Origin of the sequence: Alishewanella longhuensis, assembly GCF_014653435.1 — a bacterium.
Classification (GTDB): Bacteria; Pseudomonadota; Gammaproteobacteria; order Enterobacterales; family Alteromonadaceae; genus Alishewanella; species Alishewanella longhuensis.
Map to the genome: position 1 here is coordinate 40,600 of NZ_BNAO01000006.1, position 26,913 is coordinate 67,512.

The following is a 26,913-nucleotide window of genomic DNA, read 5'->3' on the forward strand; positions in this document are numbered from 1 at the left end:
GTTATCTCAGTTTCAAGGTGGCTAATCCCACCAGCACAAAAATAATGGATAAAATCCAGAAACGCACAATAACGCGTGGCTCTGGCCAGCCTTTTAATTCGTAATGATGGTGAATAGGCGCCATGCGGAAAATACGTTGCTTCCGTAGTTTATAAGAGCCCACTTGCAGAATCACCGACAGGGTCTCCATCACAAAGATGCCACCCATAATAAAAAGTACAATTTCCTGGCGCACCAAAATGGCGATAACACCTAAGGCCGCGCCCAGCGCCAGCGAACCCACATCACCCATAAAGACCAGCGCCGGATAAGTGTTAAACCACAAGAAGCCTAAGCCTGCGCCAATTAGCGCCGCGCAAAAGACCACCAGCTCACCGGCATAGGGTAAAAAGGGAATGTTTAAATAATTTGCAAAGTTAACGTTACCGCTGGCATAGGCAATAATGGCAAAGGCACCGGCAACCATGATAGTGGGAACTATAGCTAAACCATCTAAGCCATCGGTAAGATTTACCGCGTTACTGGTACCCACAATGACGAAGTAACTTAAGGCGATAAACAATAAACCCAGCTGTGGCATTACATCTTTGACAAAAGGTAACAGCAGTGCTGTCTCTGCCGGTCTCTCTGCTGTGGCATATAAAAAGAACGCAGTAATAATGGCAAACACCGATTGCCAAAAGTACTTCCAGCGGGCAATCAGGCCGCGCGGATCTTTACGGATGACTTTGCGATAATCATCAACAAAACCAATAGCGCCAAAGCTCACTAGTACAAAGAGGACTACCCAAACATATTTATTGGCCAGATTGGCCCACATTAAGGTAGAGATAACTACCGACGCCAAAATGAGCAAACCGCCCATAGTCGGCGTACCCTTTTTAGAGAAATGACTTTCAGGTCCATCGTTACGAACCACTTGACCAATTTGCATACGCTGCAAAGCAGCAATGAGCTTGGGCCCAAAATACAAACTGAGTAATAGTGACGTTAGCACCCCCAAAATTGCCCTGAAGGTCAGATAACTGAACACGTTAAAGGCGCTGATGTATTGGGTTAAATATTCTGCTAACCATACTAGCATGGGCTGGTCTCCTGCTGACAACGTTCTAGCAAGTCCTGTACAACTAATTCCATTTTCGCACTACGCGAGCCTTTTACCAGGAGAGTGACTTCTTGCTGGGCTAAAATTACCGGCAAAAGCTGATCTAACATCGCTTGCCGTTGACTAAAATGCGCGCTTTGTCCGTGGAACAAATCGCTGGCGCTCTGTGATAACACGCCAACAGTGAACAATAGATTAATACCCGCCTTTTTAGCGTATTCACCTATCTGTTCGTGGTATAAACGCGCATTTGTGCCCAGTTCACCCATATCACCCAGCAGCAAACCACGAAATCCGGAATAGCTTGCCAGTAAGTCAATCGCAGCCTTAACTGATTCGACATTAGCATTGTATGTATCATCAATTACCCGTAACGTTGGGCTTAGCTGCAGTAAATTCGTACGTCCTTTGACTGACGGCATCTGAGCTAAGCCAGCCTGTATCTGTTCAGGGCAAATACCTACTGCCACTGCGGCAGCGGCTGCCGCCAGAGCATTAGCGACATTATGCCGACCCGGTACTGTCAGCTTTATTGGATAGGTTCCCGTTGGGGTATGCAAGTTGAAATAAGCACAACCTGAAGCTGCTAATTGCACTTCGCTGGCATAGAAGTCCGCTTCGGTATTATCCAAACTAAAAGTAACTAATGGTAAGCCCTGCACTTGCTTTAACCAATATTGGCTGTAGTCACTGTCGAGCGAGACAACCGCGGTACCGCCCTCAGTTAATCCACTGTAAATCTCAGCTTTGGCTCTGGCCACACCGTAAATATCGCCAAAGCCTTCAAGGTGTGAGGCGGCAGCATTAGTAATTAACGCGACATCTGGTTTTACCAACGCTGTGGTGTAAGCTATTTCACCATGATGGTTCGCACCAAGCTCAATAACGGCATATCGATGCTGCTCGGTTAATCGCAACAACGTTAATGGCACGCCTATGTCGTTGTTAAAATTGCCTGCCGTAGCCAACACCGCAGCTTGCTCTTTAGCTGAGTCAACACCAGCCGCAGCTTTAGTTAGAATGGCGTGGAGCATTTCTTTTACGGTAGTTTTACCAGCACTGCCTGTTACAGCGATGGTTTTAGGCGCAAGCTTTTGTTTTAGCGCTGCAGCCAGTTGGCCCAGCGCTACCCGGCCATCCGCCACCAAAATATAAGGGAGAGTAACCGAAGCAGGTGGCTCTTCACTGCAAATCAAGGCAATAGCGCCTTTATTCGCTACTTCAGCTAAAAAGCGGTTACCGTCAAAATTAGCCCCTTTTAACGCGATAAATAGCGCTGCGCCAGTAATGGTACGACTATCGGTACTCACTGTATCAATTATTACATCAGTGCCCTGCATGCTCGTATTTAACATGCTGGCGATCTCGGACAATTTCAGCCTGATCATGATGCCATCTCCGCCACTAATTGCTTTACATAAGCTCGCTCATCATAGTGATAAGCCTTAGTACCAATAATTTGTTCAGTTTCGTGGCCTTTGCCAGCAACCAGCACGATATCGCCCGCGACAGCGCCGATAACGGCTTGCTTAATGGCCAAACGCCTCTCAGGGACTAGGCTATAAGTACCCTGCGGTTGCATACCTGCAGCGATATCCCGCAAAATCTGTAATGGGTCCTCAGTGCGTGGATTATCTGATGTTAAAATGACCTTATCTGCCAACTGCTCTGCCAACTGGCCCATCAGTGGCCTTTTACCTTTATCGCGATCCCCACCACAACCAAAAACGCACCATAGCTGATTGCTGCAGTGTAGCCGTAGCGCTTTTAAGGTTTGCTGCAAAGCATCTGGCGTATGCGCGTAATCAACGACCACCAGAGCGCCATTAGCTAATGGATATTGTTCCATCCGCCCGGCAACAGGCAGCAGTAAAGTCGCAGCTTGCTGTAATTTGCTAAGTGGTTGGCCCAGTGCTTGTAAACAACGGATTGCCGCTAGCGCATTTTGTACATTGAATTCACCCAGCAAACCAAACTGTTGCTGAGTTTGTTGTCCAGCGAAAAGTAACTGACAATGCGTTCCATGAAGATTGGGCTGCAACTGCTGATAACATAGCACTTCCGGTTGCTCAGCACAGTCAGCGGCGGCGCCATAGCCGTAAACAGGGAGCAAACTATGCTTGGCGTAGTTTGCTCCGGTTTCATCGGACAGGTTCAACACAGCTAAGGCACTTTGCTCTGGTCGAAATAATAACGCTTTTGCTTCAGCATAAGCTTGCATAGTGCCGTGGTAATCTAAATGATCGCGACTTAAGTTCGTAAACACCGCTGCCGCAAAATATAATCCCGCTACGCGCTGCTGCACCAGAGCATGTGAAGAAACTTCCATAGCGACTAGACGTACGCCAGTGCTCACTAGCTCAGCGAAAATTCTTTGTAAATCAACAAAGTGAGGTGTGGTATTGTTAAGTGGCGTTAACTGCTGCCAATCACCGTAGCCAAGTGTGCCAATCACAGCGCTCTTGATGCCGAGCTGTGCCGCCAATTGCGCGATAAAGCAACTTACCGAAGACTTACCATTAGTGCCCGTTACGCCAATTAACGTTAGCTGCTGTTGTGGTTTGCCGTAAAAACTGGCCGCTAACTCAGGTAATAGCGACGCTAAATTCGGTAATAGCTGGATACGTTGGTCGGTAAAACTGCCCTGGCTGGTCAGCACCAAAGCCGCACCATTTGCCAGCGCTTGCTCAATATATAAATTACCGTCGGTTTTAGTACCCGGTAATGCAATAAAGACATCGCCCGGCTTTACTGCACGACTGTCAATCCGCAAATCATGTAACTCAAGATCAGGCGAGCCCGGTAATAAAGACTTTAACCAATGCTGACTATTAACCGGCATTTTGACCTCCGCGCACTGCAGTAATTCTTGGCAGCGTGTGGGCATCTGGCGGCAAGTTTAGCAATTGCATCGCGGCGCCCATAATATTGGCAAACACCGGTGCGGCAATTTCACCACCATGATAAAAATCACCGGCTGGTTCGTTTATCACGACTACCGTCGCTAAACGTGGATTGCTTATAGGGCCTACACCAGCAAAGGATGCAATATAATCATTGCCATAGCCGCCAACAATCGACTTACGGGCGGTACCGGTTTTACCACCAACCCGATAGCCTGGCACCTGCGCCCTGGTCGCCGTGCCACCAGGCGCTATGCTGGCTTCCATCATTTCCAGCATGGCTAACGCATATTCTTCTTTTATCGCCCGCTCACCCGGTTCAGGTTCCGATGTTTTAAAGATCGTTAGCGGTCTATTGATACCGCCATTGGCCAAAGTCGCATAAGCTCGCGCTAACTGCACTGCCGTCACTGACAACCCGTAGCCATAAGAGTAAGTCGCCCGCTCAAAGTCAGACCAACGCTGCCGGAAACTAAACATACCCGTACTTTCACCAAGCAAGGATATCCCCGACTCTTGCCCTAATCCCATATTATGATACAAACCAATCACATGCTGATGTGGCACGCCCAACACCAAACGAGCCACCCCCATATTGCTGGATTTTTGAATAATGCCAGCCAAGCTTAAACTGCCATAATTATTGGGATCGCGCACCCAGCTGCCACCTATGCGCATAAAGCCGGGACTGACATCAACCACCGTTTTTAAATTTGCGTTGCCATACTCCAGCGCACTCAGCACTGCCAAGGGTTTCATGGTAGAGCCCGGCTCAAAGGAGTCAGTGATAGCACGGTTGCGAAATAAGTATACTGGCGTGTTACGTCTATTGTTTGGATTAAAAGAGGGGCTATTCACCAGAGCGAGGATCTCACCGGTGTAAACGTCAATGACCACTGCCGAACCGGAAGCCGCACCATTAGACAATACCGCTTTCTTGAGTTCACGATAGGCTACCGCCTGAATGCGCTGATCGATACTTAGCTGGATATCAGCAGGCGGTTGCGATTGCTCCCGCTCTATTACTTCAATTTCGCGGCCTTTGGCGTCTTTTCGAAAGACTTTCCGCCCTGCGGTACCGGTTAATAAATCGTCAAAGCGTTTTTCTATACCTTCCACACCAACATCATCGACATTGGTAAAGCCAATCAGTTGCGCCGCCACTTCACCGGCGGGGTAATAACGGCGTGATTCCTGCCGAAAATGAATACCAGGCACTTTGAGTTTGCGCACATACTCCACTACAGCAGGGTTCACCTGACGCTGTAAGTACACAAAACGGCGTTGCGGATTATCGCCAATACGATTTAACAGTTGCTGCGGTGTTAATTGCAAAATCTCGGCAAGCGCATGCCAACGACGTTCATCAGCGGGGGAGTTGCGTTCCAGTACTTCTTTCGGATCGGCCCAGATGGCCTGTACTGGGACGCTAACAGCTAAAGCTTCGCCATTACGATCTAAGATCATACCGCGCATCACTTTGTCGGACTCAACCCGTAAGGTGCGCAAATCCCCCTGCGTGACCAGCATATCTGGCTCAACAACCTGCAACCAGGCCGCGCGGGCTACCAAGGCAACAAAGACGGCACTAATACTGACCAGCACAAAAGCAAAACGCCAGCCTAAGACGGCTGGTTGCGTTTTGCTTTTTGCTTGGGCCTTGCTTACCGGGCGTTTCATGGCAAAGTCACCGTAACATCGTGCTTACCTGTTGGCCGCTGCATATTGAGCTGCCGCCGGGCAATTTCCTCTACCCGACTGTGCTCGGCCAGCGCACGCTGCTCTAATAATAAATTGCGCCACTCGGTATCAAGATGATCACGCTGCTGGTAATTTAACTCCTGTTGAATAGTGAGCTGTCGGTTAAGATGCGACATTTGCACTACCGCCAGCGCAGAAAAAATACAAGCTAGCAGCAGCACGATGACCAACTTGCGCTGCCGTATTTCCTGCCCAATCAGTTTTACCAGCTGAATCTGCGTCATAACGCTTGCCTCTCGGCAATTCGCAGCACCGCGCTTCGTGCTCTGGGGTTTGCCGTGAGCTCTTCGCTTGAAGGCATAATGGCTTTGCCAATTAGCTTAAGTGGTATGGCTTTATATAATTGCGCCTCAGTTAATGGCATGCCACGCGGCACAGGCTCTGCTTTGGAATGCCGACGCATAAATTGCTTCACCATCCGATCTTCTAAAGAATGAAAGCTAATCACACAAAGCCGACCGCCAGGTTTTAATGCTGCCATAGCACCTTGCAAAGCCAAATTGATTTGCTCTAACTCGCTGTTCACATAAATGCGAATTGCCTGAAAACTGCGGGTAGCAGGATGCTTTTTCTCTTTCGCGCTTTTAGGTACCACATTACTTATTAGGCTGGCCAATTCAGCGGTACGTAGCAAAGGTTGCTCAGCACGTTGTGCAACTATGGCATTAGCGATACGCCAGGCGAATTTCTCCTCGCCATATTCACGTAGCACAAAGGTAATATCCTCCACATCCGCAGTAGCCAACCATTCAGCAGCCGACATACCCGAGCTGGGATCCATCCGCATATCTAAAGGACCATCGCGCATAAAGCTAAAACCACGCTCAGCATCATCTAACTGCGGAGAAGAAACGCCGAGATCTAATAAAATACCGTCAATTTTACCGAAGATAGCGTGTTCTTCAGCAATATGGGCCAGGGCGGCAAAGGGGCTGTGGGTGATATGGAAACGCGCATCGGCGAGCAGTGGGGCTGCGGCAACAATGGCGGCGGGATCGCGATCAATAGCAAATAATCGGCCAGAGGGGCCGAGTTGTTTAATAATTTCCCGGCTATGACCGCCGCGACCAAAGGTGCCATCTAAATAGATGCCATCCGTTCTGATTGCCAAGCCTGCCAGCGTTTCCGCCAGTAGCACCGAGATATGTGGATTTGTTGTCATTTACAGTACAAAATCCTGTAATCGCTCTGATAATTGAACAGTACCTGCCTGCGCTTGCTCTTGCTCAATGTCAGCACAGAGACGCGCTTGCCAAGCTGCTTCATCCCAGATTTCAAATTTATTTAATTGACCTACCAATCGGATGTTTTTACTTAAGCCTGCATGCTGGCGCAGCGACGCGGGCAACAAAATGCGGCTACTTTTATCCATCTCGCAATCGGTCGCATTACCAAGCAACAACCGCTGTAAACGGCGCTCTTGCGGGTTAAAACTAGACAGAGACTTTAATTTTTTTTCTATTTCTTCCCACTCTGCCAACGGAAACAATAACAAACAGGGATCATGCAAATCGATGGTACAGATCATCTGCCCCTGATATTCAGACAAAAGGCGCTCACGGTAACGCGCTGGCAGCGCTAACCGGCCTTTTTCATCTAATGTCAGCGTAAATGATCCACGAAACATTTTCGTTCGCCTACGTTAAGTGCTTGTGATTGCCTAGCGAAACATCAGGGACGACAAAACGGTGTAGGAATTACCACTATCACCCTTTACTTCCCAAAATGATCCACAATTACCCACTTATCCCCACAATGAGACAGTTTAGGGTGCTGCTTCTACTGCTGTCAAGGTAAAAACAGCCGCTAAGATCGAATAAGATCCTTATAAAATAAGTGTTCTAGCGAAGTGAATGATTTTGGTAAAGAATTCTTTTTGCTTGTCTCTAATGAACTGGCCAGACAGCAAAGTTGCCAACATCCTTGCTATCTGAGAATAAATTATTCAATATTGTTTGCTTGCTCAAACAGAAACCGGCAGTCAGGGAATAACGCTATGCTCAGCTTGTTGAAAATTAAAGGAATACTTGACCAGCTCTCTGCTAGCGAACGAAAACTGGCAGATTTTATTCTGGATAACTCTCACTTATTACGTGATTATTCATCACAGCAACTCGCCGACGCAGTCGGAATTAGCCAATCCAGTGTCGTGAAATTCTGTCAAAAACTTGGGTACAAAGGTTATCCCGATTTAAAGCTCGCCATCACCGAGGCGATAGTAACGGCAACAACACTACAACGCGAGCAACAAGACTCCGGCAATGAAGAAGGTAGTCTTGCGCAATTAGCAGAGCACTTACAGCAAAGTTTGCTACAAAGCTTGCGAAACTTACTGAGTATTAATACCGAGAAGACACTGCATCAAGCAATACAGCTGTTAGATAAGGCCGATAAGGTTTTGTTGGCGGGGAGCTCGCACTCGGCAGTCGTCGCTACAGATATGCAATGCCGTCTGTTAGCGCTGGGTAAAATGGCGTTGTATCATAGCGATCCGGCAATAAGCTTGCAGCTAGCCAGAACGTTAACAACACAGAGTGTGCTGCTACTTATCTCCGATTGCGGGCAGAATACAGATATTTTAAGATTGGAGCAGTACGCCAGACAGCGCAAACTCAAAGTTATCTCGCTCACGCGCTTTCAAACCAATGCTCAAAGCGCTGCCGCTGATATTACCCTTTTTACCCTGGGCAGTGAGGCAGATGCACAATTACAACAACTTATTACCCAGCAAGCACAGCAGCATCTATGCCATTTACTTTACTTAGGCCTGTGCCAACATCCAGCAAACCGGCACCACTTAACGGAGCATGCTCCGTTAATGGCCTTGTTGGAAAAGAACTAAGGTAACATTTCCAGCCCCTGTATCGCGGTGATCCCTAAGCCAGGTGCATCACCAATGGTAATATCCGCTTCATTAAAAGTGACACTGCTGGTTACCGGATTAAACGCACACAAAGATGGCCCATCTAAATCAATTTTGGTAATCACATCTGCTTTGGCCACCGCCACATGCACTGCCGCTGCAACACTAATACTGGACTCCAGCATACAACCAATCATACATTGCATATCATAAAACGAGCAGATGTCCGCAATTTTAATGGCGTTAGAAATACCGCCGGTTTTCATCAGCTTAATATTAATAATATCGGCAGCGCGCATCTTTATAAGCTCAATCACTTCACGCGGCCCAAAGCTACTCTCATCGGCCATTACCGGGGTATGCACCCGTTCGGTAATATACTTCAGGCCTTCTAAGTCATAGTATTTTACTGGCTGCTCAACCAGCTCCAGGCGTACACCGGCATCTTCCAGCTTGTGTAAGGCGTATACCGCTTCTTTGGCTGTCCACCCCTGGTTTGCATCGAGTCGAATAAGAGCCTTGCCGGCTACCGCGTTATAAATCGCTTTCACCCGCTCGATATCTACCCCTATATCTTTGCCCACCTTTACTTTAAGTGTTTCAAAGCCCCGGGCAACAGCGTCTAACGAATCCGCTACCATCTTATCGATATAGTCAACACTGATGGTAATATCCGTAGTCAATTTAGGCACGCCGCCCCCCAATACTTTATAAAGGGGTGATCGATACTGCTGGGCAAATAAATCATATACCGCCATCTCTACTGCCGCTTTGGCACTGTAGTTTTTCATAATGCAGTTTTGAATCAGCCGGATAATATGGTTTAAATCGCTGATGTCCTGCCCGAGCAATTTCGGCTTAATAACGGTGCGAATAGCTTCAATGATGGAGCCGTGGATATCACCGGTAATCACGGCAGTAGCAGGTGCTTCTCCATAACCCTGGTGGCCGCTATCCGTTTCCACAATAACAATAACATCTTCAATTTCATTTACCGTGCGCAACGCGGTTTTAAAGGGTGTTTTAAGTGGCACCCTAAGCATACCCAAACGGATATCGGTAATTCTCATAATAACCTCAGTTAACGCAACGATTTAATAGCATAAAGTCGGTCCAGATAGCTTTGTTCTGGAGTCAGGTGTAAAGGTGTTAAGGGCGTAACAGACACGCTATTTAAGGTGCCACGATAAAACTCACCAGCGGCGTTATAATAAGCCAGATCAAAAACCGCATGGATCACAAAGGGTTCACCCGCACTTTCCCCCAAATACAACATCACATGGCCCGGCCGGTAAATAAAATCTCCTACCTTAGCCCGGCGAATAGCTGCTAGCTTTTCTGTATGAGGCGCCGCTTCCGCAAAGCGGGTATTTTGGCCAAAGGCACCATAACCTTGCTGCCCTGAATTACGCGGCATCAACAAACCAAAGGTCCGAAAAATATCCACTAAAAAACCGGTACAATCCACGCTATTGTAGTCATAACCCCAGCCATAGCGTTGCCCTAAATATTTAAATGCCTGACGCACAATCTGCTCAGTGGTATAGGGTAAATAGCCTTGCTGTACATCCTGATTACGGGCAACCAGTGCTGGTATCAACTCCAGGTTTCCTGCGCTGTTACGCACGGGTAATTCTATAATAAAGCTGGCGTGAGGGTTCTGACCATGGACGTTATGCCCCACCTCAGCCGCGCTTAATAGCGGTACCCGCACGCCCATATCCAATTGCAGCTCAGAGATAGCCGCTATTTCTGGCGTGTAATTCGTGATCGCTTTGGCGCCGGTAACCACTAAAAAAGGCTCGCGCGCCGCATACGCCAGCACTTGCTCGCGCGGGCCAAGTGCCAGTGCCTCTGCCCTAACCCAACCGGTATAATGATAGTTTTGCACCAGTAACCAGTTTTTGTCCTGGCTTTCATGCAAAACGGCTACAGGCTCCCCCACAAAAAGCGCGGTTTCCTGCAAGCGATTTAAATCCAGCGCCATACTTTCATTAAATACCCGCAGCTCAGTTGGCATAGCTAACATCAGCGCGCGGCGGGTAACCAGGGCGAAACGCGTTGGATTTTCAGCTTTGACGCCTACTAAATTAAGTTGCTGCTGGATTGGCAGCCAGTCTGACGCATTTAAAGGCCGGCCATCAGCAAAATAACGCTCGCTATCAGGGATGGCGCTAACGTGCCGCAGTAAAGTCAATAAGTCTTCACGGCTTCGCTGCAAAGGTACATCAGCAATAGCCTGCATTTCCGGCTGTACAGTAAAAGTTTCAATATTACGCTTAGCAATTTGCTCTGGGGTTAGGATTAATTGCTCTGCCTTAGGTAACTGTTGTAACCAGTAATCTGCACTTAAATGTTGTTCTTCCAACATAGGAATATCAGATTGCCAGTTTTGCGCTTGCGCACCACTCAGCAAGAAATAACTGCACAACCAAAACATCAGCTGCACTGTGGAGCACTTACGGGTACTTGCCTGTTGAATTTTCTGCAAACCTGCTCCTTGGAATGAAATATTCCAGATATTGTTATTTTTTAGCATAAATTATTTTCAAAACCAATAAAAGATTGCTATGTTAAATCTGTGCAGAAAATCTACACCCCTGCACAGCGGAGCTCTGCTTGGCTACGCAAGCTTGAAATAATTATAAAGGGTGACATATCCAGGAGAGATTGCAATGAAGTTGAACAGGCTCATTCAGTCCCTTGCCCTTGCCGGCTTGGGCTCGACATGTGTGATGGCGCAGGAAACTGCTATTCCGGACGCCGATGATGCAAAAGTAGAACGCATCCGGGTTACCGGTTCTAATATCAAAAGAACTAATATTGAAGGTTCTCTGCCGCTGACCGTGTTCAGCAAAGCAGAGATTGATGCCCAAGGTATCACTTCTGCTGAACAGCTTTTAATGCAATTAAATATTGCCGGTAATTCATCCGATAACCTGGCAAGTAATGGCGGTATTGTATCTGAAGAGCAACGGGGTAATAACGGTGTTTCAGGCGCTAACCTACGTGGTCAGGGTGCCGATGCCACACTGGTATTGCTAAATGGTCGACGGGTAGCAACTCACGGTCTAAAAGGCCGGGCAGTTGATCTAAACTCTATCCCTTTTGCGGCACTAGAGCGGGTAGAAGTATTACGTGATGGTGCCTCCGCCATGTATGGTACCGATGCTATCGGCGGTGTTATCAACTTTATTACCAAAAAAGATTACACTGGTGGTGAAGCCTCTGCTTTTGTTGATGCGACCGAGGCGGGTGGTGGTAATATTTACCGTACTAATGTGTTAATCGGGGCCGGTGATATAAATACCGATGGTTGGAATATCTTCGGCACCTTGTCTTACAAGCGTAACGCTACCCTAAATGGTACCGATCGCGATTTCTCTAATACCTTTCAACCGAATCGGGGTTTATCACCTGATACACGCGGCACCCCCTTTGCGACGGTATTTAACCGTGGCGCAACTCAGCCCAATCTAATTGGCACTGGACTTATCGACCCGCTAGATGGTCAATCTATTATTGCTGTGAATATTCTGGATTTACCTGGAGCATCTGGCTGTGCCAGCGGCGGCGATATGATGGGGCCCTATGATGAGAGATTATGGAGTTCTTTATCATCTCGTTATGCTTGTGCCTGGGATTATCCGGCTGCAGCCCGCATCCAACAGCCCCAGGAAAGCGTTGATTTTATCAGTAGAGCCTCATTTAAAATCAATGAAAACCACTCAGCTTATGTCGAGCTGGTAGCCTCTAAAGTTGAAGTCAGTAAGGCTTTCGAGCCCAATCAAATTTCGCCAGGTGCAGTGTTCGGACCTGATACCTGGTACCCAAGTACCGGCGAGTCTTACAATCGCATTTACAATGCGTTGGCCAATTATTTTGGTGCAGACCAGTTAAATTATGGCGAGCGCATTGCTTACCGCTGGCGTTGTATAGCTTGTGGCCCAAGACAAATTGATACTGAGACGACCTCTTATCGGTTAATGGCCGCGTTTGAAGGTATTATTAGCGGTATCGATTGGGACTACACTGCCGGTATTTCCAGAGCAACCAGTGAATCGGACTCGGTATTAGGTAGCGGTTATCATTATACCGATGCCTTGCAGCAAGTCTTAGGCAGTGGCCTAATCAACCCGTTTTTAATGCCAGGACAAAGCCAGTCCGCCGCCGGTATGGCCGCACTGGACGCAGCCTCGGCCACCGGCGTTAAACTCTATGGCGGTGAGTCTATTATGACGCAAATCGATGCGACCTTTACCGGTGGCCTCGGATTTGAATTGCCGGGAGGTGAGATCCAGGCGGCTATCGGTGCCGACTTGCGGCGGGAAGAATTCAAATTTAACGGTGACGAACGTGCCGAGATGCGCCCTATCTTTAACGCGCCTTTTGACAATGCCAACGTTTTAGATAAAGTCAGCCGGGATATTAAAGCGGTATTTGTAGAGCTGTATTTACCGCTTTTTGATAGCTTGGATATCAGCCTGGCCGGTCGTTATGATAAATATGATGGCTTTGGCAGCACCACCAACCCGAAAATTGGCTTTACCTGGCGACCACTAGATGGTTTCCTGGTCAGGGGTGCTTTCAGTACGGGCTTTAAAGTCCCTTCATTTAACCAATTGTTTAATGGTACAACTGAGTCACAATATACTGGCTTAGACTTAGCTGACCCCGCAACCTGTCCAGGTGGTGTAGCCAGTGAAACCATCGCAGGTTGTGCTTCTATTCGTCCGGTAGAGATCTTCGGCGGTAAAGACGATTTGAAACCGGAAGAATCTGAACAGAAGAGTATTGGTTTTGTTGCCGCACCTTTTGACAACTTTAATTTTAGTGTCGACTGGTGGGAAATTGAACGTACCGATACCATTCGTTCAGCGCCAAGAGATGTATTAATTAACAACTATGATGTGTTTCAGGCGAACTGGATCCGTGATAGCAGCGGTCAAGTCGTCGCTATCGACCGACGCTATATTAACTCGGGCGGTACCCTAACCCGCGGTATTGAAGTCGATGCTAACCTGACGGGTGATTTTGCCGGCGGTAAATGGCGCCTAAATATGAACGGCAGCTATATCGACAGTTTTAAAACCAAAGGTTTAGAAACACTTCCTTATAGCGATAATCTGGTAGGTGAATATGTGCGTTATTTCAACTTACCCATTAAATGGAAACACACCCTTAACCTAAGTTATGTAAAAGGGGACTGGAGCTATACTTTAAGTCAGCTGTATCGTGATGGTTATAAAGATGAGCTACCGGTTAGTGTGCGTAACGGCAGCTATATTCCTGTTGATTGGAACCCGGATGTGAGTAGCTATATGACCTACAACTATAGCATGAGCTATACCGGCTTCCAGGATGTGAAATTTACTTTTGGTATAAAGAATATCTTTGATCAGGACCCACCTTTCACCGCGCATCAAAACGATTTTGCTGCCGGCGCGGCCTGGGAGCCAAGGATCGCCGATCCTCGTGGTCGCGCTTTTACCTTACTACTTGAATACAAGTTCTTGTAAGTTAGGTAACGTAAAATAGTCATCGCAAAAAGAAGAGGCACAGCGCCTCTTCTTTTTTATTTATGAAAAATATCTACAGGCTCACCCTTTAATTTTATGGCCTGTTACGGCATAAAATAAAATCATGCCATAGCACGGTATCAGCAGCCAGTAAGCTGCCTGCCCCGAGCTTTGCTCTGCTAAATAGCCATAGAGCAAAGGCAATACCGCACCACCGGCGATCCCCATAATTAATAAGGCTGACGCCGTTGCCGTAAGCTTCCCTAAACCATCCAGCGCTAAAGGCCATACTGCAGGCCACACCAAGGCATTGGCTAACCCCAGCAAGGCTAAAAAGAACACAGGATCAGGCACTGTCGGAATGCCCAACCAGCCGGTAAAAAGGCTTGCCAACAGGGTACTTTCAACCGATGACACTAAGATACCGATACTAAAAGCAATACCGGCGAATGCCGACAATAACAACGCCTGTTGTTGGCTAAGCCAGCGCGGGATACAAATAATGCCCAGTACATAGCCCAGTACCATAAAGGCCATGGTATAGGAGGTTAGGGTACCAAAATGCGCCACCCCTAAACTCTGGCCAAACAAGCCGATGCTATCACCGGCAATAACTTCCACCCCAACATAACAAAATAAGGTCAGCGCACCCAGCCAAACCTGCGGATAGGCCAACACTTTCTGCCACTGATATTGACCACTTTGCTGTTCAATATCTAATTTGGGTAATGGTGCCCACCAGACAAATAGAGTCAAGCCAGCTAACACTAAGGCCATTAGCAAATAAGGTTGCACTAACCGCTGCGATAGCTCAGTAAGTAGAGCAGCACGATCGCTTGTTGAGAGCATGGCCAAGGCTTCATCGCTATAAGCCTCCATACCAGTTAAGATCCAGGCCGTAAACAGCAGCGGCACAATAAAGCCCGCGCCTTTATTAACAATACCCATACAGCTGATACGCATAGCCGCACTTTCGCGTGGCCCCACGCAAACAATATAGGGATTAGTGGCCGTTTGCAGAATGGTTAAACCGGTGCCAAGAACAAACAGGGCGAATAAAAACAGGCTAAAGGTTGCCGACAACGCCGCGGGTACAAACAACAAGGCGCCCGCCACCATCACCACCAAACCAATAAGCATACCGTTTTTATAACCAAAACGGCCGAGTAACGCCGACATTGGTAAGGCCATGACAAAATAGGCAATATAGAATACAAAGGCGACCAGCATGGCCTGAAATTCGGTGAGCTCACAGGCTATTTTTAAAAATGGAATTAAGGCACCATTGAGCCAGGTTACAAAGCCAAAGACGAAAAATAAAATACCTATTAACAGCATAGGTAAAAAGCTACTACTGGACGATGCTAAAGTGCGGCTGTGCATAGTGGATGTTTCCCCTGTTAGTTGCTTGCTAAGAGCGCAGCAGCCATAGCAACGGCGTAACCTGATCCGTTACTGGTTAGCGACAAGTGCTCGCGCTGTAGCTAGCGTTTATGTTTTTTATAGTATTGATTTAACTTGTTTTAATTGTTTTGTTGTATAGCTGTTATTAGCTTGCCAGCCCCGCTACCCAGGTCTGCCTCACCTCTAGCGCCGAGGTTAACCAAACCAAATCAGCGCGACCGCCCACCTTTATCTGCCCTAACTGCGGTAACCCTAATAACCGCGCCGGGGTATTGCTGGCCATCCTTAAAGCACTGGCACAGTCTATTTCTAGCTGCCGCACCGCATAGCGCACGGCACTGGCCATATCTAGCACTGAGCCAGCGAGGGAGCCTTCGCTATTCGTCAGCTTCATGCCCTGGCGAGTTACTCGACCACCGGCAAAATTAAATTCCTGTTGTGCGGTACCTACCGGTGACATAGCATCGGTGACTAAAATCAACCGCTGCTCGCCTTTCATTTGATAAGCAATTTGTGCGCTGAGTGGGTGTAAATGTTCACCATCAAAAATAATGCCGCAATACAGGCGCGGATCGGCCAGGGCCGTGCCGACTAAGCCCGGTTCACGCGAGGTAAGATTCGACATACCGTTATACAGGTGGGTAACACAGCTGGCACCTGCAGCAATCGCGGGTAAAATCTGGGCACTGCCAGCATTGCTATGCCCTAAACTGACGATTACGCCAGCGGCAGTAAGTGCTGTTATCTGCTCAACAGGAACCGTTTCCGGCGCCAGCGTTAGCATGACCACCCCCAGGTCCTGCCGGCAGTACAAGGTCATTTCCGCCGCGGTCAGCGGACGCAAGTAATGTTGTGGATGACAGCCGCGTTTCGCCTGTGCTAGGTGCGGGCCTTCGAAATGAATACCAATAATCCCTACCATCTGTTTGGCGCGAGCCGCTGCCACGGCATCTGCGGCTTGCTGCATCACGGTTAAATCATCTGTAATAACCGTGGGCAACATGCTGGTGGTGCCATATTGCTGATGAGCGGCAAAGATTGTGGCTAAAGATTCCACACTCGGCGTCGTATTAAACAGGGCGCCACCGCCACCGTTCACCTGAATATCAATAAACCCTGGGCAGAGCATACCATCAGAGCAATCTTGCATAGGCAAGTTGCGCGAAGGTGTCGTCTCTATCGCGGTAATATAACCCTGTTCAATCCTTAGATAGCCTTGGCTAAACCCGTCCGCTAACAGTAACTGGGAGGCTTTCAGGTAAAATGCAGCAGATGACATAGGTTACTCCTGTTTGAGCTGTGCCAGAATAGCTGCCCCGCGCACACCGCTGGCATCACCGCCCTCAGCCGCTAGCACCAGAGGCGCTGTCACACCGGCAAATAAATGGTGTTGTATTGCAGCGGGCAGTGCCGTAATTAATTCAGGGATCTGCGATAACCCCCCCCCCAATACCAGGCAATCTGGTTCCAGTGTTAAACACAATCCGGCTAAATGTGCGCCCAGAATATCCAGGTACACCTCAAAGGTTTGCTGCGCCAGTGTATCCTGCTGCCGATAGGCATTGACCCAGTCGACACTGCTGGCGGCCTTAGCCGTATAATGTTGATATAAACGCCCTAACCCCGTCCCCGAGATATAGGGCTCAACACAACCAAGCAGCCCGCAACCACACTGACGTAGCGGTAGTTGATGGCGTTGTGCCACTAAGGCAGATATCGCGATATGGCCATATTCTCCGGCCACACGCCCAGTCAGTAGCTGCCCATCCAGACAAAAACCACCACCGGCGCCGGTGCCTAGAATATACCCCAGTACTTTGCGATATCCCTTGCCGGCACCCGCAACTGCCTCGGATAAGGCAAAGCAACGACAATCATTTCCAATTACCACAGTACGGGCTAAGTGCTGCGTCAATAGGGCCGCAACCGGCTGATCGGTTAAACAAGGGACATTACTGGAAATAACAGTACCGTCTGCGCGAATAACGCCAGGTAAAGCGATACCCAGCCGCGCCCTTTGCCCACAGAGGGCGTCGGCTTTAGCAATTTGCGCCACCACGGTTGCAAGAAAAGCCTGTAGATCCTGAGTAGGGGTGGCAACCCGCCAGCGCTGCTGCACCTGTAACTGCGGATCAAAAATCGCCAGCTCTATTTTACTGCCGCCAATATCCAGTCCATAACACCAGCTCATGCTTATTCTGCCAGCAATGGGTATAAGGTGACACCTTGTACTACCCGGTTTACCTGACCACCCGGGCAAGGATTATCCGGTGATACGCCAAGTGCCATTGCTTTAAAGCATGCCAACGCCTGACACCACACCACCATAGGTAAAAGTAACCATGCATCACTGAGTTGGGCGTCACTACCCAAAGTCGCTAATGATAAAGACGCCAGAGCCAGAGCTTGTTGATCGTGTTTTAGTTCTGCTGCCAGATCCTGATCATATTGGCGGCTATAGGGTTGAGCACTTTCTAAGAGCAAAATAAAGGTGTCGCCATCGACCAATGATTTGGGCCCATGCCGAAAGCCCAGTGGGCTTTCGTAGTGACTTAAAATGGCACCCGCCGTCAATTCCAGATATTTAAGCGCAGCCTCTTGTGCCAACGCCTGTAACGGGCCACTGCCCAAAAATACCACACGCTTACAAGGTAACAGTGCTTGCTGTTTGATGGTTGCTAATTGCGTACTAAGCACCTGTTCAGCCAGCGCAATAACCGTGTTTAAAGCCGCCGGCTCAGGGTTAAAACTGAGTAAGGTTGCCAGATACATACCACTAAAACTGCTGGTCATGGCGAAACTTTGATCATGTGCTGCGGCAGGTAAGGCATATAAGTAACTGCGGTCAGGCTGTTGTTGGCAAAATTGCGCTAATTTGCCCTCGGCATTACAGGTAATCACCAGATGGGCACACTGCGGCAGTAGCTGTTCGGCTAAGTCGACTGCGGCAATACTTTCCGGACTGTTACCCGAGCGCCCATAAGAAATTAGCAAAGTGGGCGCGCGTGCATCCAAATAGAGGGTGGGATGACTAACCAGATCAGTAGTGGCAATCGCTTCTACCCGCTGCCCTAGTGTTAACTGCTGTTGTAACGTGGCGGCCAGCGCCTTGCCGATGTAGGCAGACGTGCCTGCCCCGGTTAAAATAATCCGCAAATTCGGCTTGGCTAATTGCGCATGTAAAAACGCATTCAGTGCAACACCGCGGCCTTGGTGTTCACTGGCAATTTGCTGCCATAATGCTGGCTGCTGGCTGATTTCCCGTGCGGTCCAATACGCCTTTTTTTGCTGTAATTCCGCTGCAGATAAAGATAAATAATTCTCGGTTGCCATCTTAATGCGCTCCCTCAATTGGCGTTAAGCCACAGGCCTTAGCATAACGCGCCAACACCTGATCGATATGAAATAACAACACACTCTGTGCATCATTGCGGATTAGACCTTGCTGCACCGCCTGATAGGCCTCAGGCAAATATTGCAGCAGTAAAGGTAAAGGCAAGGCATTTGGAAGATTTGCCAGTAGCTGAGTAACGGCCTGTTGCAGCTGCGGCTCAGGCCAATAATAACGCACCCGATCGCTATAGCTATAAAGTAGTTGCCAGTCCGCTTGCGGATAGAAACTTTGCCAATACGCAGGCTTACGCAACATCACTTCCCGGCATGTTGCAATCAGATTGGCACGCGCCGCCACAGGCAATAACTCAGCTTCGATATGGCTTAACGCAAATAAGGCTTCACGTAGTGCAAAAGTTAACTCCGGCCCCACCTTTAAAATGGCAAATTGCCCTTGCACCAGCTGTTGCAGCGCCTGAGTTGTTTGATAATCGGTAGAGTGCGCTTCAAACACCACCTGGGCGTGTTGTCGAATAAAAGCCGACAGCCCGCTTGCCGCGCTGACATCAAATTTATGCACCTGGCTATTGTCAAACTCCACCCCAGGTTGCACCACCACCGCTAACACCTTTTGCCAAACATCCGCTGCCAATCCCTCGGCGGCAAAGGCGTGCTGATGCGTTTGCAATGTTAGCTCAACCGAGCTAACTGCCGTTGCATGCAGCTGCTGCTCTAACTGCTGCACACCACCCGGCGCCGGCACTTCAGTACCTATTACATAACTTAGCGGCTGCTCGGCACGGGCATAGCGCTCGGCTACCGCACAAAGCCTCGCGGCTCGGTTGGCAATGGTTTGCTCACTTAGCACTGCCGGATCATCAGCACAAGGCATACTGGTATCCAGATGGATTTTGCTAAAACCTGCCTGCACATAAGCCGCAATTAAATCTTCTGATTTTTGCATCGCCGCTGCGGCTGGCTCATTGCGCCAACACACCGGCCCCAGGTGATCACCGCCAAATACCAGCTGACTTAGCGGTAAACCTAATTGCCGCGCCAATTGCCGAACATTGGCAATAAAATCGGCTGGGGTTTGCCCGGTATAACCACCAAACTGGTTCACCTGATTGGCTGTCGCCTCAATTAACAGCAAACTCTTATCGCGTTTGGCCCTTAATATAGCGGCCTGCAGCACCAGCGGATGCGCCGAGCACACCGAGTAAATGCCTACGGCCTTACCCTGCTTGGCTTGTTGCATTAAACTAAAAAGTGTCGTCATTCGCCTGCTACCTAGTTAACTAACGATGCCAAGCGGTTTGCCTGTTTGCCAAACACCGCGGGTAAAATCCGGGAAGTCTTTAGAATTACCGCGATCGGCTACGGAGTCGACCGACAACGGCAATACTGCCGACCAGGCTGCACCATCGTAGACATCCTGATCCAGTGGCTCGGCATTACGCAAACAATAGATAATGCGCCAACACATTAAGAAGTCCATACCACCATGACCACCATTTTTCTCGGCTTCGGCCCCCATGCGGATCCATAGTGGATGATCATATTGTTTAAACCACTTTTCCATATCGTAATCCCAGCTATGGAAGTCACCGCTGCCGCCATGTTCTAACGCAATACGATTAGGGAAACCGGCAAAAACGCCATTGGTGCCCTGAATTAAATTATGCCGGCTATATGGACGCGGCGTGGTGGTATCGTGCTGTACCATAATGGTGCGGCCTTTTACGGTTTTTATCAGGCTGGTATTGATATCACCGTGCACATACTTTAATTGATTGCGCGGATGATCGGCTGGGAATTCGCGTTTAGCGTAGGCAGCACGCCCCAGCGCCGGTGAGCTCATCGAGTTCATATAATCAAAACGATCGCCGCGGTTAATATTCATATATTGCGCCACCGGCCCTAAACCATGCGTTGGGTAAATATTGCCGTTATAGCGGGTATGCATATGGGTGCGCCAGGAGCCGGTTTTGCGGTCCATTTCTTTCATTTGCCAGCGCAATTCATGAATATAGGCCGCTTCTCCGTGCAGTAGCTCACCAAAGACGCCCTGACGCACCATATTCAGCACCATCAGCTCTTCGCGGCCGTAGTTCACGTTTTCCAGCATCATACAATTGCGCTGCGTCGCTTCGGCGGTATCCACCAGATCCCACATTTGCTCTATCGTCAACGCCAGTGGGACTTCAACAAAGGCGTGCTTGCCGGCCAGCATCGCCTCTTTCGCCATGGGGTGATGCCAATCCCAGGGGGTGGCGACGATCACAATATCCACATCTTCGCGAGCGAGTAATTCGCGATAGGCATGCTCGCCTTTGCTGTAGAAGGCGACATTAGGCTGACCATAATCGGCCATAATTTTTTGCGCTCGGGCAATCACTAAGGGATCGGTATCGCAAATAGCCGTCACCCGGCTACCTTCAATATTATTAAAGTGGTGAATAAAGCCGACACCCCGTTCGCCGACACCAATAATGCCAACTCTGACCTCATTCATTTGGGGTACAACCAGGCCCATAACCGATTTACCCAGCGCCTTAGGTGTTACGCCTGCACTGGCTTGTGTGCTTTGTGCACAGGCTGCTAAAGCTCCGACAGCAACGGCTCCCATGGAAGCCTTTAAAAATGAACGACGATCAAAATTTGACATAAGCTACCCCGTTTACAAGTTATTTTTTTCTATAATGTGCAATTGCACACCTTGCTTAGTTAACGCCTCGACGTAAGCCTGTGGTATGCCGCTGTCAGTCACCAAGGTATGGATGGCACTGGTGGCGCAAATCACATGAAAGGCTTGCTGGTCGAACTTCGACGAATCTGTTACCACAATAATTTCTGTGGCGATGTCACACATCAGCCGGTTTAAACTGGCTTCTTTTTCAAAATGGGTGGTTAAGCCGCTGCGTAAATCAAAACCATCCACGCCCAGCACCAATTTGTTAAAGTTGTAATCACGTAAGCTTTTTTCGGCGAGGCTGCCATAAAACGACATCGATTTTTTGCGTAGCAAGCCGCCGGTGAGCATCACCTCTACCTCATCACTTTGCGCCAGCTCCATGGCAATGTTTAAGCCATTGGTCATCACAATCAGATCTTTGTGATACCCAAGGTTGGCGGCCACTTGCTGCGTGGTGGTACCCGAGTCCAGAATTACCCTATCGCCATCTTTAATCAGCGCCGCAACCGCTTCTCCCAGCTGTTGCTTTAGCGCCGAATAACAGTGCCGTTTTTCCTTTAGCGACAGTTCACGACTTAACTCACTGTTGACCATGGCGCCGCCGCGCGAGCGCACCAGCAGTTTTTTCTGATCTAAAATGGCCAAATCGCTGCGTACCGTCACTTCTGATACTAAAAAACGTTCAGCCAATTCTTTTACCGACACCTTGCCCAGTTGCTGAGTTAACCGCACGATCTCTTGTTGCCGCTCAATGGTGTTTAACTGTTCCATTTGCCTTCTCATCTATTAGCTAATATCAGGCTGAACATAACATGCCCGATTTTCTTTCGAAAGCTTTCGAAAGCCAGAAGCAGGGTTTCATACCTTTAAGTGCCTGATATTTAGTAAAAAACAGCAGCAACAGCCCGGTCTTTTTACTTTCACTTGTCCCTAGCATGGCAGAAAACAAAACAATTTAAAAGTTTTTTTTAACTTCGATGTTGATTATTGACTAAATATAGCGCTATAAATAAGACAGTGAAAGCAAATAATCTTGCTATAGCTTTCACTTAAAGAAAACTAAAACAACATTACGCAGCAAGACGAGGGAGAGAAATGAACAAACTACACAAACCCGCACTATTGAGTCTGGCAATTAGCGCCGCCCTGGCAGCTATGCCTGTAGCTGCGGCAACCAGCGACGATGACACCAGCAACACTAAAGCCCGGCAAGTCACCGAGCAAGACGTTGAAGTGATTAAAGTTTCCGGGATCCGCAGCAGTATTAAAGAGTCGTTATTTCAAAAGCAAAACGCCAGCAGCGTGATCGACCTGGTGGTAGCCGATGATATCGGTAAGTTTCCGGATGAAAACCTGGCCGAAGCCCTGCAGCGTATTCCGGGGGTGACCATTACCCGTAACGGCGGCGAAGGCCAGAATATTTTGGTGCGTGGTTTGGGCGGCGGCTATAATGTGACGACCTTAAATGGTCGCAAACTTGCCTCGGAATATGCCGGACGCGATTTTAACTTTGACACCATAGCATCGGAGCTAGTCAGCGTGTTAAAAGTATATAAATCGCCCGAAGCCAGTTTGTTAGATGGCGGTATTGGCGCCATTATCGATATCGAAACCCGTAAACCTCTGGCGATGGAAGGCCGTACCATTGCGGCCTCAGCCAAAGGGATCTACGAATCACGTACCGAAGATACCCATCCCCATGCTTCCTTTATTATTGGTGATAAAACTGCAGACGGCCGCTTCGGTGCTCTCTTCTCCGCTGTCTATTCCCGGAAAACCTTGCGGGCAGATACCTACTCAGCCTCTGGCTTTTTTGATGAAGACGAAGGCTGGGGTGTAGACAGTGCTGGTGTGCCGGTCGACACTAACGGCAATGGCATTATCGATGCAGATGAAACCTATGCCTCCAAAATCCCCAGTTATATGTATTTTGCCAATGCCCAGGATGTACGAGAGCGGCTAGGTGCGACGTTAGCACTTCAATGGCAACCTACGGATCAGCTGGATATCAATTTTGATGCGCTGTACTCCCGCTACAATACCGACGGTAACCGTTATCAAATCGGTTTTGTAAACTACGATGAAGAATGGACACCCGGCACGCCGGTGTTTAGCAATGCCACCTTTGATGACTTAGGTCGGGTGGTGGCGATGAGACAAACCGGCGAAAATACCATGGTGGAGCTGCTGAATATTAGCACCCCGCGTAAAACCGATACCTATCAGCTGGGCTTAAATACCAAGTGGCAGCTGAATCCGGAATGGTCAATCACTGCCGATGCCGCCTATTCAGCCGCAAAAAACCAAAACGCCGGTGATAACCGCTTTATTGTGGCCCGTGGCTTTGTTGATGCTATTGATATTAACTACAACACCGGCAACATCTTACCCGATGTGGTGATTAGCCCAGGTTTAACCGCTGATCAGGTCTATGGCGCCCACTACAGCTATAACTCTGGCACTGGGGTAGACGATAAAATTACCGATTTAAAGTTGCTTAGCCAATACCAGCCAATGGAGGGTTTCTTTAGCCGCATTGATACAGGGTTAACCTACCTGAAGCAAACTAAGGCGCAAAACCAGTTTGCCTCTGCCAACCCCAGCCAATTTAGCCGTGGTGGCTTTTACCTGACACGCGATGGCTATAGCTTTGATAACAGCACCGTATTTACCCGAGGCGAATTTGAGCTATTTCAAATCCCCAACAGCGCCTTCGTGGCACCCAACTTTAAAGACTTCTTAAAAGGTGAAGACAGTATTAGCCCTTCACCTTGGCCGAGCTTTAACTATGACGCCTTGCTTGATTACTATCGTAGCTTAAATGCCGAAGCAACAGACAAGAGCATTGTTGCGGTGCCAAATCGCGCCGGTAGCTATCAGGTAGCGGAAGAAGTGACCACCGCCTTTGTGCAATTTACTATTGAAAAAGAGCTCTTTGAGCTGCCCTATATGCTGAATTTTGGCTTACGCGGCAGCAAAACAGAAGTAAGCTCTACCGGTTATGCGTACGATCTATCCAAAGTTGTGCTGGATAGCGCCGGTAAGCCAACCAATAATACCTGGCGACAAACTTCGCCGATGACCTTTACCGATAGCTATACCAATGTACTGCCGAGCATGAATCTTAGGCTAAATTTACAAGATAACCTGCTGTTCCGCTTTTCTGCCGCTGAGGTTATTAGCCGACCAGAGTTGTTTTATCTTCGCTCCTGGATAGCACCAAACTTTGATACCCAGAAAAATGGTTTGCCACAATTGTCACGCGGCAATCCGGGCGTACCAGCAGAAAAAGCCCGTCAGGCCGATATTACATTGGAATGGTATTACGCAGAAAGCAGTGCGCTAAGTGGCGGCTTGTTCTTAAAAGATATTAAATCCTTTATTGAAAACAAAGAAGGCCGTGCCGTGGTTGACGGCAATGAATACTGGTTAGCGCAGCCCGAGAGCGGCCAATATGGCGCAATCGTGCGCGGCATAGAAGTCGCCTGGCAGCATTCATTGGCTGAGATGCTACCCGAACCCTTTGATGGCTTAGGCTTTCAACTTAACTACACCTATGTGGATAGCGAATATGATGATCCGGCCCGCAAAGCACGCAATCTGCCATTTCAGGGGATGTCAAAGAACTCTTACAACGCGGTGCTTTACTATGAAAAATATGGCTTCCAGACTCGCTTAGCCTATAACTGGCGCAGCAAGTTCCTGACGGATCCTGAGGCCTGGGGTGGCGCAGCCTGGATTGCCGATTACGGCCAACTGGATGCCAGTGCCAGCTATGAAATAAATAAGCATTTCACCGTTTACGCGGAAGCCTCTAACCTGACTAATAAACGTTATTGGGGCTATGTAAAACGCGAAGATCAGGTGAATTACCTGGAGCGCTTTGGTACCCAGGTCGCTTTTGGTATTCGCGGTAGCTTCTAAGCTTATTGTGCAAGGTGGTAGCAAGCTGCCACCTTATTTAACGAGAGTCTTTTATGCTGATAAAACAACTTATGACTGTCGCCTTGCTTGGCGGCAGCTTTCTGCTGTCCGGCTGCGGTGGCGACAGCGCCACTCAGGCAGCAGATAGCAACCAGCAAGCCCCAGCCCCCATTTTGCCGCATTCACTCGCACTGGCGGCCAATAGTTGGGTGAAAGCAAACCCTGCAGCAAGCAAAACGATTATGCAGGAAGACGGTATTCGCAACTGGCGCTATGGCGACCAGGTCATTAGTAGCTTTATCCATTTATCGCAAACTGGCGAGCTAGAGCTAGCGATAAGTGGCAAAATCGCCAGCGGCCAAAGTACGATTGAAGTCAGCCTCGCCGGCCAAACCAAGAGTGTGACGCTAAACAGCAGTACCGAGCAGCAGTACGCTATTGGTACATTTAGCATTAGTACGCCAGGTTATCAGGAAATTCAGCTACGTGGCGTAGCCAGCAGCAGCGATACCTTTGGCGAGTTAACTCGCCTGAGCTTTGGCGGTAGCGCAGCCAGCGGCGCCAGCTTTATTCGCGATGAAGTGTATTGGGGCCGCCGTGGCCCCTCGGTGCATCTCAGCTATCAATTACCCGAGGCAACACCGATCCGCTATTTTTACAGCGAAATGCAGGTACCCGCAGGGCAAGATGTTATTGGTAGCTTTTATATGGCCAATGGTTTTGCCGATGGTTACTTTGGTATTCAGGTCAACTCGGCCAGCGAACGCCGGGTGTTATTTTCGGTATGGAGCCCTTATCAAACGGATGATCCCAGCACTATTCCCGCACACTTACAGGTAAAACTGCTGCGTAAAGGCGAGCAGGTAGTCACCGGCGAATTTGGCAACGAAGGCTCTGGCGGACAAAGTTTCCTGCGTTACCCTTGGCAAGCCGGTACGACCTATCAGTTTTTACTGAAAGCCGAACCTCAAGCTGATAACTATACCCATTATACCGCCTGGTTTTTTGCGCCAGATCAAGCAAAATGGCAGCTTATTGCCAGCTTTAGCCGACCGGAAACCCAGCGTAATATTGAACGGCCACATGCCTTTTTAGAAAACTTTATTCCGGAGATGGGTGATACGACCCGCAGCGTCTATTTCCCCAGTCAATGGTTTGCCGATGCCGCTGGCAACTGGTACCCAAACCTACACGCCAGTTTTAGTGTAGATGATACAGGTCGGCGCGGTAATCGCTTAGATTTTGCGGGTACTTATACTGAGCAAGGGTTAATGCTACAAAATTGTGGTTTTTTCAACCAAAGCACCCAGCCAGGGATGCAATGGCAAGTCACACCGAAAAGACCTCAGCCAGCGATTGATTTCACCAAGTTACCTTAAGCCTGCCCCAGCTTAATTTGCAGTGCC

At 48.8% G+C, this 26,913-nt stretch carries 20 protein-coding genes; 4 read left to right on the forward strand and 16 right to left on the reverse strand.

Going from position 1 to position 26,913, the window contains the following annotated elements; translation table 11 throughout:
- Position 1: 1 nt before the first annotated feature.
- From mraY to mraZ, 7 genes are read right to left on the reverse strand one after another with little or no spacing between them, the layout of a single operon-like run.
- Positions 2-1,084 (reverse strand): phospho-N-acetylmuramoyl-pentapeptide-transferase, encoded by a 1,083-nt coding sequence (mraY, locus tag IE163_RS12410; protein WP_189433300.1) that lies wholly within the window; start codon positions 1,082-1,084, stop codon positions 2-4.
- Positions 1,078-2,493, reverse strand: a complete 1,416-nt coding sequence (locus tag IE163_RS12415) for a UDP-N-acetylmuramoyl-tripeptide--D-alanyl-D-alanine ligase (protein ID WP_189433301.1) — start codon at positions 2,491-2,493, stop codon at positions 1,078-1,080. Before IE163_RS12415 ends, mraY begins: the two co-directional genes overlap by 7 nt.
- The gene (locus IE163_RS12420) at positions 2,490-3,947 is read right to left on the reverse strand and encodes a UDP-N-acetylmuramoyl-L-alanyl-D-glutamate--2,6-diaminopimelate ligase (RefSeq protein WP_189433302.1); all 1,458 of its coding nucleotides are present in this window, start codon (positions 3,945-3,947) and stop codon (positions 2,490-2,492) included. Before IE163_RS12420 ends, IE163_RS12415 begins: the two co-directional genes overlap by 4 nt.
- Positions 3,937-5,688, reverse strand: coding sequence for a penicillin-binding transpeptidase domain-containing protein (locus tag IE163_RS12425; RefSeq protein WP_189433303.1), 1,752 nt, complete (start codon positions 5,686-5,688; stop codon positions 3,937-3,939). The genes IE163_RS12420 and IE163_RS12425 overlap by 11 nt, the downstream gene beginning before the upstream one ends.
- Positions 5,685-5,993 (reverse strand): cell division protein FtsL, encoded by a 309-nt coding sequence (gene ftsL / locus IE163_RS12430; RefSeq protein ID WP_189433304.1) that lies wholly within the window; start codon positions 5,991-5,993, stop codon positions 5,685-5,687. Before ftsL ends, IE163_RS12425 begins: the two co-directional genes overlap by 4 nt.
- Positions 5,990-6,931 (reverse strand): 16S rRNA (cytosine(1402)-N(4))-methyltransferase RsmH, encoded by a 942-nt coding sequence (rsmH, locus tag IE163_RS12435; protein WP_189433305.1) that lies wholly within the window; start codon positions 6,929-6,931, stop codon positions 5,990-5,992. Before rsmH ends, ftsL begins: the two co-directional genes overlap by 4 nt.
- Complete coding sequence (mraZ, locus tag IE163_RS12440) at positions 6,932-7,396, reverse strand: division/cell wall cluster transcriptional repressor MraZ (RefSeq protein WP_189433306.1); 465 nt, start codon at positions 7,394-7,396, stop codon at positions 6,932-6,934. It lies immediately after the preceding gene.
- A 369-nt stretch (positions 7,397-7,765) separates the two neighbouring features.
- On the opposite strand from mraZ, the gene IE163_RS12445 reads away from it, so the two are divergent.
- Positions 7,766-8,611, forward strand: a complete 846-nt coding sequence (locus tag IE163_RS12445) for a MurR/RpiR family transcriptional regulator (RefSeq protein ID WP_189433307.1) — start codon at positions 7,766-7,768, stop codon at positions 8,609-8,611.
- Here the strand turns inward: IE163_RS12445 and IE163_RS12450 are convergent.
- Positions 8,608-9,702 (reverse strand): dipeptide epimerase, encoded by a 1,095-nt coding sequence (locus IE163_RS12450; RefSeq protein ID WP_189433308.1) that lies wholly within the window; start codon positions 9,700-9,702, stop codon positions 8,608-8,610. The two genes, IE163_RS12445 and IE163_RS12450, sit on opposite strands and share 4 nt — an antisense overlap.
- A gap of 11 nt (positions 9,703-9,713) precedes the next feature.
- Positions 9,714-11,123 (reverse strand): SH3 domain-containing protein, encoded by a 1,410-nt coding sequence (locus tag IE163_RS12455; protein ID WP_229833556.1) that lies wholly within the window; start codon positions 11,121-11,123, stop codon positions 9,714-9,716.
- Positions 11,124-11,307: 184 nt separating this feature from the next.
- Here IE163_RS12455 and IE163_RS12460 point away from each other — a divergent pair, with 184 nt between their 5' ends.
- Positions 11,308-14,151 (forward strand): TonB-dependent receptor, encoded by a 2,844-nt coding sequence (locus IE163_RS12460; protein WP_189433309.1) that lies wholly within the window; start codon positions 11,308-11,310, stop codon positions 14,149-14,151.
- An 81-nt stretch (positions 14,152-14,232) separates the two neighbouring features.
- Here IE163_RS12460 and IE163_RS12465 read toward each other — a convergent pair whose 3' ends face one another.
- The 7 genes from IE163_RS12465 to agaR form a co-directional block, all read right to left on the reverse strand.
- Positions 14,233-15,534, reverse strand: coding sequence for a sugar MFS transporter (locus IE163_RS12465; protein WP_229833557.1), 1,302 nt, complete (start codon positions 15,532-15,534; stop codon positions 14,233-14,235).
- A gap of 166 nt (positions 15,535-15,700) precedes the next feature.
- Positions 15,701-16,834, reverse strand: coding sequence for an N-acetylglucosamine-6-phosphate deacetylase (nagA, locus tag IE163_RS12470; RefSeq protein ID WP_189433310.1), 1,134 nt, complete (start codon positions 16,832-16,834; stop codon positions 15,701-15,703).
- 3 nt (positions 16,835-16,837) lie between these two features.
- Positions 16,838-17,746, reverse strand: a complete 909-nt coding sequence (locus IE163_RS12475; protein ID WP_189433311.1) for an ROK family protein — start codon at positions 17,744-17,746, stop codon at positions 16,838-16,840.
- Positions 17,747-17,748: 2 nt separating this feature from the next.
- Positions 17,749-18,888, reverse strand: coding sequence for an SIS domain-containing protein (locus tag IE163_RS12480; protein WP_189433312.1), 1,140 nt, complete (start codon positions 18,886-18,888; stop codon positions 17,749-17,751).
- Between the two features lies 1 nt (position 18,889).
- A complete protein-coding gene (locus tag IE163_RS12485; RefSeq protein WP_189433313.1) occupies positions 18,890-20,167 on the reverse strand; it encodes a class II D-tagatose-bisphosphate aldolase, non-catalytic subunit in 1,278 nt (425 codons plus the stop codon).
- Positions 20,168-20,182: 15 nt separating this feature from the next.
- Positions 20,183-21,556: a Gfo/Idh/MocA family protein gene (locus IE163_RS12490; RefSeq protein WP_189433314.1), complete on the reverse strand. Its 1,374-nt coding sequence runs from the start codon at positions 21,554-21,556 to the stop codon at positions 20,183-20,185.
- A 12-nt stretch (positions 21,557-21,568) separates the two neighbouring features.
- The gene (gene agaR / locus IE163_RS12495) at positions 21,569-22,354 is read right to left on the reverse strand and encodes a transcriptional repressor AgaR (RefSeq protein ID WP_189433315.1); all 786 of its coding nucleotides are present in this window, start codon (positions 22,352-22,354) and stop codon (positions 21,569-21,571) included.
- Positions 22,355-22,678: 324 nt separating this feature from the next.
- Between agaR and IE163_RS12500 the strand changes: the two genes are divergently transcribed.
- Both IE163_RS12500 and IE163_RS12505 read left to right on the forward strand, forming a co-directional pair.
- Entirely contained in the window at positions 22,679-25,507 is a 2,829-nt protein-coding gene (locus tag IE163_RS12500; protein ID WP_189433316.1) for a TonB-dependent receptor, read from the forward strand.
- 53 nt (positions 25,508-25,560) lie between these two features.
- Positions 25,561-26,886 (forward strand): DUF3472 domain-containing protein, encoded by a 1,326-nt coding sequence (locus IE163_RS12505; RefSeq protein WP_189433317.1) that lies wholly within the window; start codon positions 25,561-25,563, stop codon positions 26,884-26,886.
- The last annotated feature ends 27 nt before the right edge of the window (positions 26,887-26,913 follow it).